Annotated in this window: 9 protein-coding genes; 1 reads left to right on the forward strand and 8 read right to left on the reverse strand. The window is 71.8% G+C overall.

Going from position 1 to position 10,263, the window contains the following annotated elements; genetic code table 11:
* Positions 1-26: 26 nt before the first annotated feature.
* The 3 genes from ACZ38L_RS28905 to ACZ38L_RS28915 all read right to left on the reverse strand — a co-directional run bounded on the left by ACZ38L_RS28905 (position 27) and on the right by ACZ38L_RS28915 (position 5,433).
* Entirely contained in the window at positions 27-1,550 is a 1,524-nt protein-coding gene (locus ACZ38L_RS28905) for a hypothetical protein (protein WP_465698678.1), read from the reverse strand.
* The gene (pelF, locus tag ACZ38L_RS28910; protein ID WP_465698680.1) at positions 1,547-3,106 is read right to left on the reverse strand and encodes a GT4 family glycosyltransferase PelF; all 1,560 of its coding nucleotides are present in this window, start codon (positions 3,104-3,106) and stop codon (positions 1,547-1,549) included. Before pelF ends, ACZ38L_RS28905 begins: the two co-directional genes overlap by 4 nt.
* 95 nt (positions 3,107-3,201) lie before the next feature.
* Positions 3,202-5,433, reverse strand: coding sequence for a hypothetical protein (locus tag ACZ38L_RS28915; RefSeq protein WP_465698682.1), 2,232 nt, complete (start codon positions 5,431-5,433; stop codon positions 3,202-3,204).
* Positions 5,434-5,847: 414 nt separating this feature from the next.
* Between ACZ38L_RS28915 and ACZ38L_RS28920 the strand changes: the two genes are divergently transcribed.
* The gene (locus tag ACZ38L_RS28920; protein WP_465698684.1) at positions 5,848-6,759 is read left to right on the forward strand and encodes a tyrosine-protein phosphatase; all 912 of its coding nucleotides are present in this window, start codon (positions 5,848-5,850) and stop codon (positions 6,757-6,759) included.
* Between the two features lie 8 nt (positions 6,760-6,767).
* On the opposite strand, the gene ACZ38L_RS28925 is transcribed toward ACZ38L_RS28920, so the two are convergent.
* The 5 genes from ACZ38L_RS28925 to ACZ38L_RS28945 form a co-directional block, all read right to left on the reverse strand.
* Positions 6,768-7,658, reverse strand: coding sequence for an RNA polymerase sigma factor SigF (locus ACZ38L_RS28925; RefSeq protein ID WP_465698686.1), 891 nt, complete (start codon positions 7,656-7,658; stop codon positions 6,768-6,770).
* Positions 7,659-7,832: 174 nt separating this feature from the next.
* Positions 7,833-8,696: an RNA polymerase sigma factor SigF gene (locus ACZ38L_RS28930; RefSeq protein ID WP_465698688.1), complete on the reverse strand. Its 864-nt coding sequence runs from the start codon at positions 8,694-8,696 to the stop codon at positions 7,833-7,835.
* A 253-nt stretch (positions 8,697-8,949) separates the two neighbouring features.
* On the reverse strand, positions 8,950-9,243 hold the full coding sequence (locus tag ACZ38L_RS28935; RefSeq protein WP_465698691.1) for a Dabb family protein: 294 nt from the start codon (positions 9,241-9,243) through the stop codon (positions 8,950-8,952).
* Between the two features lie 61 nt (positions 9,244-9,304).
* Positions 9,305-9,469, reverse strand: coding sequence for a hypothetical protein (locus tag ACZ38L_RS28940; RefSeq protein ID WP_465698693.1), 165 nt, complete (start codon positions 9,467-9,469; stop codon positions 9,305-9,307).
* 343 nt (positions 9,470-9,812) lie between these two features.
* Positions 9,813-10,166 carry a DUF6917 domain-containing protein gene (locus ACZ38L_RS28945; protein WP_465698695.1) on the reverse strand — a complete coding sequence of 118 codons (354 nt, stop codon included), beginning with the start codon at positions 10,164-10,166 and terminating at the stop codon, positions 9,813-9,815.
* Positions 10,167-10,263 lie beyond the last annotated feature (97 nt).

The raw sequence follows: 10,263 nt of genomic DNA on the forward strand, positions 1-10,263 counted from the left end.
AATCTCTGTGGTGAACTGACAAAGCGTCAGCGATGCGTGGTGGTACGACCGAGGACGACCGTGGCCAGCAGGACCAGCAGTACGGCGGCTGCTCCGCAGCCGTACAGCTGGACCCACAACGGATCGGCCCCGGAGAGCAGGGCGGTGGACTCGGCGACGGCCGCGGCCGCGCAGAGTCCGGTGGTGCGCCAGACCAGGCCGAGCGCCTGCAGCAGCAGCGCCGTCCACAGCGTGGCGGCGAGCAGCAGCAGGTCGACGGCCGTCAGCGGTCCGGTCGGGGAGGAGTTCGAGGGCGTGTGCGGCCAGAGCAGGGTGGCGGCCAGGTCGAGCAGGCCGACCACGGCCAGGTAGCCACCCAGGCAGCCGGCCAGCACCAGGCCGGTCCGGCGGCGGAAGTGGCCGGGGCTGAGACTGGTGCGCAGCGCGGCGGTGGCCAGGCTGCGGTACCGGTAGAGCAGCCACTCGGCGAGTCCGAGGCTGAGGGTGAGCGCGACCAGCACCGGGCCGGTGGTGCCCGGGTGGCCGGCGGTGCCTGGCCGCAGGCCGTGCTGGAGGCTCGCGCCCAGCCCCGCGAACAGGGTGAGGGTGCCGACCGAGAGCCCGAACAGACCGGCGCCCAGGGTCTCGTGCCGCGGCGGACGGCTGCCGCCAGCGGTCGGATCGATGCGCAGGCAGCGCACCAGCTGCCAGACCGCCAGGCCGACCGCGCAGGCCAGGGTGGCCAGCAGGATCGCGCTCCGGGCGGCACCCGGCAGCCGTACCCCCAGCACCAGCCCGGTCCCGACCACCGACGGGGTGAGCGCGGCCAGCAGTAGCTTCTCCTGGCCCAGCACCAGCAGCACAGTGGCCGCGGCGAGGTAGAGCGACTGCCCGGCGATGAACCAGAGCGCGGCCAGCGGCCCGCCCACCAGGTACCCGGTGGCGGCGGCCAGCAGCGCCCCGGCGGGCGCGCCGAGCGCCAGCGCCCGGCCCGCCGCGTGCCGGTTCGTCCGGCTCAGCCAGCCGTACGAGCGGTGCGCCAGCCCCTGGTTCCAGGCCCAGCTGACCAGGGTGGCGGCCGCCATCGCGGCCAGACCGGAGGGCAGCCCGAAGCGCAGCCGGTGCGCGGCGAAGAAGCCGGAGGCGAGCAGGTAGCCGAGCCCGGGCAGCGCGAAGACCAGCCCGCGCAGCACGCAGCGCCAGGGGTCGGCCCGCCACGGGTCGGCACCGGTGACGATCACCGGTGCCGGGTAGCGCCGGGCGACCTTGGCGAACAGCTCCTCGGCCAGCGCGAACGAGTCCGGCCGCCCGTAGTTGAGCGCGGCCTGCTCGTCGGTGAGGCCGTCCGACTCCAGGAACGCGGCGATCTCGTACGGGTGCACCGCGTCGGCGCAGACGTCGGCCAGCCGCTCGGCGAGTTCGTCGATCGGGTCGGGGGAGAGCTCGGGGGCGTCCTCGGCCGGGGACGGCGACCCCGGACGGCGGCGCCGCGGCAGCTCGCGCAGCCGCATGGTCTCCTCAGCCCAGCCCGGCGTGCCCTCGTCCGGGACGAGCCGCAGTGGCCCGCTCACCTGGCCTCCCGTTCCCACCAGCCGTAGTCGTCCGCGGTCTGCTCGCCGGACCCGGTCGCGGCGCCCACGCCGGCCGGGACCCGTTCGCCGGTCGGCGGCGACGCCGGGGCGGCCGGTTCCGCCGCGACCACCTGGCCGGGCCGCCAGCGCCGCTCGCCCAGCAGTTCGGTGTAGATCGAGCGGAAGCCGTCGATGGTCTGCCGCAGGGTGAACTGCTCGATCACCCGCAGCCGGGCCTGCTCGCCCATCCGGGCCCGTCGCTCGGGATCGCGCAGCAGCTCCAGCGCGGCCCGGGCCATCGGCTCCGGCTCGCGCGGCGGTACCACCAGACCGGTGTCGCCGACCGCCTCGCGCACCCCGCCGACGTCGGTGGAGACCGTCGCCCGCCCCGAGGACATCGCCTCGATCAGGGTGAACGGGAACCCCTCGCTGATGCTGCTGAGCATGACGATGCTGCCGGCCGCGTAGGCGTCCTTGATCTCCTCGACCCGGCCCTCGAAGACCACCGAGTCACCCAGGCCCAACTCCTGGGCCAGCTGCACGCAGCCGTCCCGGTAGGCCTCGGCGCCGCGCGCGGTGCCGCCGAAGAGTCTCAGTCTGGCCTCCGGCAGCTCGGCTCTGACCAGGGCGAACGCCTGGATCAGGGTCTCCAGGCCCTTGATCGGGTCGACCCGGCCGGCCCAGCTCAGGGTGGGTGTCCGCGGCTCCGGCCCGGCGGCCGGGAAGAGGTCCGGGTCCACGCCGTTGTAGACGGTGCGGATGTTGGCGCTGGGGGTGCCGCCGCGCTCCTCCCAGCGCCGGTTGTACCGGTTGCCGGGGGTGACCAGCGCGGCCTGGGCGTAGCTCTCCTCGGCCAGCATCCGGTAGAAGCCGAGCACCAGCGCCTTGACCGGCCAGCGGTAGGGGCCGGTGCGGTAGCCGAGGTAACGTTCCCTCAGGTAGATGCCGTGCTCGGTGAGCAGAAACGGTACGGCGTGCTGCTGCGAGGCGATCAGGCCCGGCAGTGCCGCGAGGCCGCCGCTCACCGCGTGCGCCACCCCGTCCGTGGGCGGCTGGACGGCCAGCGGGCGCAGCGCGTGCTCCAGCAGGTCGGTGGCGTGCAGCGCGTCGTGCAGGGTCGGCCGGGCGGCGGCGGTCGGCAGGTAGTCGCGGGTCCAGACCTGTTGCAGGGTGCGCAGGGCGGGCTCACTGCGCAGGGCCGGGCTGAGCAGCCCCCGCCGGGCGAAGTCGGCGAAGCCGTACAGCTCGGGGCCGAAGTGCGAGGCGTAGACCGGGTCGAGGAGGGAGTGCAGGAAGCGTTCGTACGCGTCGAGGAAACGGCGCAGGACCTTGCCACGCGGCGGCTTGCGGTCCTCGGCCGGGCCCCAGAGCGGAGCGGTGGTCACGGTGCGGACGTTCGCCGGCAGCTCCCAGGCCAGCTTCTCGCTGCCGGTTCCGGTCACCGCGATGATGTCGAAATCGACGTCGGGCATGCCCTGGACGAGCTGGTCGCACCAGACACTGACCCCGCCGTGCGCGTGCGGATAGGTCCCCTCGGTGAGCAGGGTGACGTGCATCCTGCCTTCCCCTCCCCCTCTCGGGCGCCCGGTCGGTTCGGGCGCGGCGCGTCGGTGGAGGCCCGGTAGAGCCTCCACCGACGCACTGGTGATGCCTACTGCTGGGTGTCGCTCGGGACGAGCGACTTGCTGCCCTTGGTGCGGGTGGTGTCACTCGGGCCGGCCGGGACGGCCTTGGCCACGCCCGCGGGCACGGTGCCCTTGGGAGCGACCGGGGCGACCTTGGCGGCGGCGGCCTTCACGACGTTCGCGTTGCTGGTGCCCGCCGCCGGGGCGGCGGCGGACTGGAGCTGCAGTGTCACCGCGCTCTGGAAGGTGCCGGGGGTCACCCAGCCGGTGAGGCTGCCGGCGTACGGACTGCCGAACGCGCTGTGGCCGAGCAGCTGGGTCTGCGTGGTGCCGTTCGGCATCGTGGCCTCGACCTGAACTCCCTTGGGGGCACTGACCGTTACGGTGTTGCCGATCCGGTAGGCGGTGACCTGGCCGGCTGCCACCGCGTTGTCCCAGGCGGTGCGCTTCTGCAGCTCGCCGCCGATGTTCGCCTCGGTCAGGTTCTGCAGCGGCGCGTTGGCGTTGTACAGCCCGTTGTAGGTGTCGAGGATGCTCTGCAGCACCGGGTAGGCGATCCGACCCTCGGCGAAGTTGGACTGGTGGATGAAGTGCGGGCGCGGGTCGTTGTTGAGCGCCTGCCCGAGGTCGATCCGGGTCTCCAGCGGGACGATGTACGAGGTGTAGCCGGTGTTCTCGTCCAGCGCGGCCGGCAGGCAGGTGGAGTTGCCCGAGGTCTCGCAGAGGCCGCTGCCGCCGTCCGCCTTGCTGGTGTAGATCCAGTTGTACTCGTCCGTCTCCTCCTGCGGCGTGGCCACGTTGTAGAAGACGTTCATCGGGTAGCGCGGCACGGTCAGCGTGGAGCTGCCGACGGCCCGCTGGTTGGGCTCGCGGGAGGCGTCGCTGCCGGTCCACTTGACCCCGGCGGCGGCCAACGCGGGCGCCAGGTTGGGGTTGTCGGTGGGCTGCTGCGGCAGGGTGACCAGGCCGGAGTGCTCACCGGTGACCAGCTCGGTCGGGTCGGTCTTCAGACCGGCCTTCTGGGCCCAGGCGGTGTTCTCCTGGATCTCGGTCTGGATGGTCGACTCGTCCACCCAGACGTCGTTGCCGCTGGCGTCGGTCTCGCAGGTCCAGGGCACCACGGTGGTGTTCTGGACGCAGCCGATGAACGGGTGGTCGTAGGTGTGGTTGACGAAGTTGTAGTTGCTCTGGTCCGCCACGAACGCGCTCACCAGCGGGTCGGTGGTGGTGTTGTTGTCGGACTTCCAGTCCTCGCTGCCGCCGCCGTTGAAGAGGAAGGTGAGCTTGAAGTTGTTCTGCTTCTCCCACTGCGTCAGGTACTGCTCGTCGGCCGGCGTCATCCGGATCGGGTCGTTGTCCGTGTTGTCGTCCGGCGGGCAGGTGACGTCGCCCGGCGTGCACTTGAGCGTGCTGTTCCAGCGGTCGTCGGAGAGGAACAGGTCGTCGACGTGGACCTCGAAGTAGTTCTGGTCGTAGCCGAGGTGCACGCCCTGGGTCAGCCAGTCCACGAACCCGCGGGCCAGCAGCCGGTACTGCTGCTGGTACTGGTTGTAGACGAAGGTGACGACCAGTTCCTGCCGGCTGTCGTGGTCGTACTCGCCGACCAGCGAACCGCGGCTGCTGGTGCCCGGGATCGGCATGTCCACCAGCGGCGTGAACGAGGAACCGGTCGGCAGGTTGCTCAGCGGAGTCGCCAAGTAGCCGTAGCTCTCGCTGACGTTGGGGTCGATGTTCTCGAACGGGACGTTGCCCTTGAGGTAGTCGAACGGACCGCTCAGGCCGGCGCTGGTGACGCCGCCCTGCATGCCGTCCAACGTACCGATGTAGCCCGGGTTCTGAGCGTAGTTCAGGCCGACGTCCGGCTGCGCGTAGGTGTACGCGTCGATCTGTCGGATCCCGAACTGCGCCTCGTAGGAGGCGAGTGCGGACATCTCGGCGGAGCCGGTCCCGAAGGGGTTCTCGTTCGGCAGGACGACACCCTGGAACTTGGCGCGGGGTGTGCCGTTGACGGTGTCGCTGAGGAACGCGGCGTTGATGGTCGGCCGCTTCGGGTCCGACAGCTTCACCACGGTGTAGGGCGTGCCCTCACTCTGCAGCTCCGCCGTGATGGCGGCGGTGGCAGGGCCGCCGTCGTCCACCACGAGGACGGTGAGGTCGATTCGGTTCTGTGTGGCGGCGTGCGCCGTGGCGGTCTGCAGACCGGCAGCCAGCAGACCGGCAGCCGCGCAGGCGGCAGCCCGTCGGGTCGCTCGACCCATAGTTCGGTGTTCCCCTCCTGAGCAGGGACGGACCGCCCCCGCGTCCACCCCGGATGTGCTTGAACCCCCGTGCCTCACGCGGAAAGAACGCGTGGGTCACTGTTGGACCATCCTGGGGCAGGAGCCGCCGCCGACGCGGCCGAATGGGTGAGAGTGCAGCGAATCTGTCATAGACGTTCACCCTGGCGCCATGTTGGGCACCGGCTATGCGTTAAGGAAGACTTAAGGAAGCACAACTTTGCTAGCACATGTCAAGTTTTTCTCATGAAACCCGTCTGGCCAGCCAGAACGCGCCTCCTGGGGCGCCTGTGACGAGCGGCCGGCCGAGTGCGCCCGCCGGGCCGGCCGAGCTCCTTCGTACGCTTGTCTGGGTCCCGCACTCCGGATCCCCGCTCTCCTTCAGGAGGAACCATCGTGACCGAGCAGCCGCGCATGGCCGCCGCCGAGCTGGCCGCCCGCAGTCTGGGCCTGGCCGGTGCCGTCAACGCCCGCGACCTCGGCGGGTACCGGACAGCCGACGGTCGGGTGCTGCGCGGCGGGGTGGCCCTGCGCAGCGACGGCCTCAACCGGCTCACCGAGGCGGACCTGGAGCTACTGCTCGGCCTCGGCCTGCGGCACGTGGTCGACCTGCGCAGCCTGGACGAGGTGCGCGAGGCCGGCCCGGACCGGGTGCCCGGCCTGCCGGTCGCCGACGTCTCGGCCGTGGAGCTCAGCGCCGAGCCGGTCCGCCTGAACTCCCCCGACCCGGACGGCATCACCCTGCACCACCTGCCGATCTTCGCCGTCGACTTCGACATCTACGTCGCGCTGCGCGACGCGCTGGCCGACCGCGATCCGGTCAGGCAGCACCAGCTGCTCGGCGACGGCAAGGCCGCCGCGATCATGACGGGGCTGTACCGCTGGTTCGTCACCGACCCGGTCGCCCGCGAGCGGTTCGCCGCCGTGCTGCGCCTGCTGGCCGCCCCGGACGGCCCTCCGGTGCTCTTCCACTGCACCGCGGGCAAGGACCGCACCGGCTGGACGGCGGCCCTGCTGCTGACCGCGCTCGGCGTGGACCGGGAGGTCGTGACCGAGGACTACCTGCTGACCAACATCCGCTCGGCGGCGATCATCGAGCGGATCGTGGACAGCTTCGGCACCCGTGGCCTGGTGCGCGACCCCAGCCTGCTGCTCCCGCTGTTCCGCGCCGACCTGGCGTACCTGGACGCGGCCTTCGCCGAGGTCGAGGCCGGCTGGCCGAGTTTCGACGCGTTCTGGCAGGCCGGCCTGGGTCTGGACGACACCGTGCTCTCCGGCCTGCGCAAGAACCTGCTGGCGGAGGGCTGACGGGTCGGTCAGCCCTCGCTGATCAGGCCCTCGCGGAGTTGGGTGAGGGTCTTGGTGAGCAGCCGGGAGACGTGCATCTGGGAGATTCCGATCTCGTCGCCGATCTGCGACTGCGTCAGGTTGCCGAAGAAGCGCAGCATGATGATCCGGCGCTCCCGCGGCGGCAGCTTGGCCAGCAGCGGCTTGAGCGACTCCCGGTACTCGACGCCCTCCAGGGCGAGGTCCTCGTAGCCGAGCCGCTCGGCCAGCGGGCCCTCGCCGTCCTCCTCCCCGGGGGTGGAGTCCAGCGAGCTCGCGGTGTAGGCGTTGCCCACCGCCAGGCCCTCCACCACGTCCTCCTCGCTGACGCCCAGGCAGGCGGCCAACTCGGCGACGGTCGGCGAGCGGTCCAGCCGCTGGGACAGCTCGTCACCGGCCTTGGTGAGCGCCAGCCGCAGCTCCTGCAGCCGCCTCGGCACCCGGACCGACCAGCTGGTGTCCCGGAAGAAGCGCTTGATCTCGCCGACCACGGTGGGCATCGCGAAGGTCGGGAACTCCACCCCGCGCTCCGGGTCGAACCGGTCGATCGCCTTGATCAGGCCGATCGTGCCGACCTGGACGATGTCCTCCATCGGCTCGTTGCGGCTGCGGAAGCGCGCCGAGGCGTAGCGGACCAGCGGCAGGTTGAGCTCGATCAGGGTGTCCCGGACGTAGGTGTGCTCGGTGCTGCCCGCGGGCAGAGTGGCGAGCCGCCGGAAGAGCGAGCGGGAGAGCGTGCGGGTGTCCAGGCCCGGGCCGAGCGGGGGCTGCTGACGGGGGATCGGGCCCGCGGCAGGCCCGGGGACGGCGTGTTCGGAGACAGTGTGCTCGGCGACCGCCGTACTGCCGTGGATCTCTGTGCTGCCCAGCTCTGCGGACATGCACCCACCCCCTTGTGACTGGTCCAACGGGAGCCGCCGCTCGGTGGTTCCCCGGTGCACGCCGACCGCGCGCGGCGCCCCCCAACCGCTTGCTTACCGGATCACGGTCCCCGGCAAACCCGAACGTCGCAAGATGTCACTCGGCGGTAACGCCGAGCGACCCGCCGCCTCCCCTCACTCCTCCCAGGAGTTGCCGGTCCGCAGCCGGGTCAGGATCCGCGCGAGCAGCCGCGAGACGTGCATCTGGGACATCCCCAGTTCGTTGCTGATCTGCGACTGCGTCAGGTTGGCGAAGAACCGGAGCATCACGATTCGGCGCTCCCGCTCGGGCAGCTGCACCAGCAGGTGGCGGACCATGTCCCGGTGCTCGACGTCGGTCAGCGCGGAGTCCTCGTAGCCCAGCCGGTCGAGCAGGGCCAGGCCGCCCTCGTGCTCCTGGGCCGCCTCCAGCGAGGCCGCGTTGTAGGCCCGCCCGGCGTCCAGGCAGGCCCGGACGTCCTCCTCCGGGATCCGCAGGTTGGCGGCGATCTCGGGCACCTTGGGGGTCCGCCCGTGGGTCACCGTCAGCTCCTCCATCGCGCCGCTGACCTGCACCCAGAGCTCCTGCAGCCGGCGCGGCACGTGCATGGTGCGGACGTTGTCGCGGAAGTAGCGCTTGATCTCGCCGAGGATGGTGGGCAGCGCGTAGGTCGGGAACTGCACGCCGCGGCTCGGGTCGAACCGGTCGATCGCGTTGATCAGGCCGATCGTGCCGACCTGGACCACGTCCTCCATCGGCTCGTTGCGGCTGCGGAACCGGGTGGCCGCGTAGCGCACCAGCGGGATGTTGACCTCGATCAGGGCGGCCCGGACCTGCTCGCGTTCGGGGGCGTCGGCCGGCAGCTCGGTGAGGCGCTCGAAGAGCACTCGGGTGAGGGTGCGGACGTCGAGTGGCCGGCCGCCCGGGCTGTCGTCGTGGGCCGGGGTCTCCTCGGGGCGCTCGTGCTGCTCGCCGGGGCCACCGGTGCCGGTGTCCGGTGTGCCGTCCTGGATCCGCACGGACCACCCCTCCCTCGGTTCACCACCTCGTCCTGCCCGGCAAAATCGGTCATAGCATCACAAGCCGGGCGCTGTTCGTTCAAGCACCCCATGGAGGCGTGTTGGTGGGCGGGTGAACCGGGCAGGACCGGCCGGCGGGCAGCCGGTCGGGGAGTGCGAACGGCCCCCCGGACCGCCCGGGGCTCGCGGGGAGCCACCGGGAGGCCGGGGGGCCGTTGGGTCGTGCGAATGCGATCGAGGGCCGGAGTCGGGGTCAGACCTCGAAGTCGGCGACCACCAGGGTGGCGATCTCCCGCCACCGCGCGGCCGCCGCGACGTGGGCCGGATGGGTGGCGTAGGCCTGCAGCGCGTCCTGGTCGGCGACCAGGCTGTTGAGCGCGTAGTCGTACGCGACCTCGCGCGGGCTGATGTTCCAGCCGGTCTGCCACTCCAGCAGCTCGGGGATCTGCCGGTCGAGGCCCTCGAAGCCCTCGGCGGCGGCGAGGGCGCGCTCGTCGTCCTTGGCGATGCCGTCGTTGAGCTTGAACAGGACCAGGTGCCGGATCACGATGCGCTCCTAGCGGGATGAGGGTGCGGGACCCGGACACGGTAACCCGGCGGTGCCGGCACTACTTGATCAGCCCGGTCATGAACGCCCCCACCGCCTTGGCCGCGTCGGAGATCCCGACGAAACCCGACTGGACCAGCTCCGCCGCGCGTGCGGGTGAGTGAATGATCGTGTACACCACGAAGATCAGCAGCAGGTACATTCCGATCTTCCTTGCCTGTGCCATCGAACCGCCCTGCTTCCTCCGCCGTCCGTGCGCCGCCGCGCGCTCGTACCGAACGGCAGCTTATCCACCGGACGGCCCAACGGCGTGAGCAACGCGTTCACCCGGTGGGACGAAGGTCCCCGGGTGAGGGGCCCTTGTACGGGGTGCCCGGGACGGGACCCGACGGCAGGATGGTGGTCGTACCGAGGATCTGGCAGGAGTCCGTCGGTGCGTGGATCCGGGGTTCCCCGCTGTGGGACCGGGCGTCGTGGCTTCCCCCCTGACACGACGCCCGGTGGTGGGAACTCCGCCGGGGGAGCGGTCTGGCCCCCCGTGGCCGCTCCCCCTGTTCCTCATGGGCTCGCTACCGGGACTGCGCGAAGCGGACCTCGGCCTCCGGCGCCAGCTCCAGCTCCGCCCCGGTCACCGGCTCACCGGTGCTGATCAGGACGTTGTAGTGGTTGGGGAAGTGGCAGGCGTCGAAGCCCAGCACGGTGCCGACCGGCCGGCCGGCGATCCAGACGGTGTCCCCGCGGTCGATCACGCCGGCGCGGGAGATCTCGGCGAACCCCAGGAAGCCCACCCGGTTCACCCTCGTCCCCGGCGTCCCGTCCGTCACGTCCGTACTGACCAGCTCGTGCAGCTCGCCGGCCCGCACGCAGCGGCTGGCGTACGGCTCGACCACCATGCCGCGCTCCTCCCGGCGGTGGATCAGCACCTTGACCAGCGCGGGGGGGGGGGGGGGGGGGGGGGGGGGGGGGGGGGGGGGGGGGGGGGGGGGGGGGGGGGGGGGAGGGGGGGGAAAGGGGGGTGGG

It is taken from the genome of Kitasatospora sp. NPDC024654, from assembly GCF_055559155.1.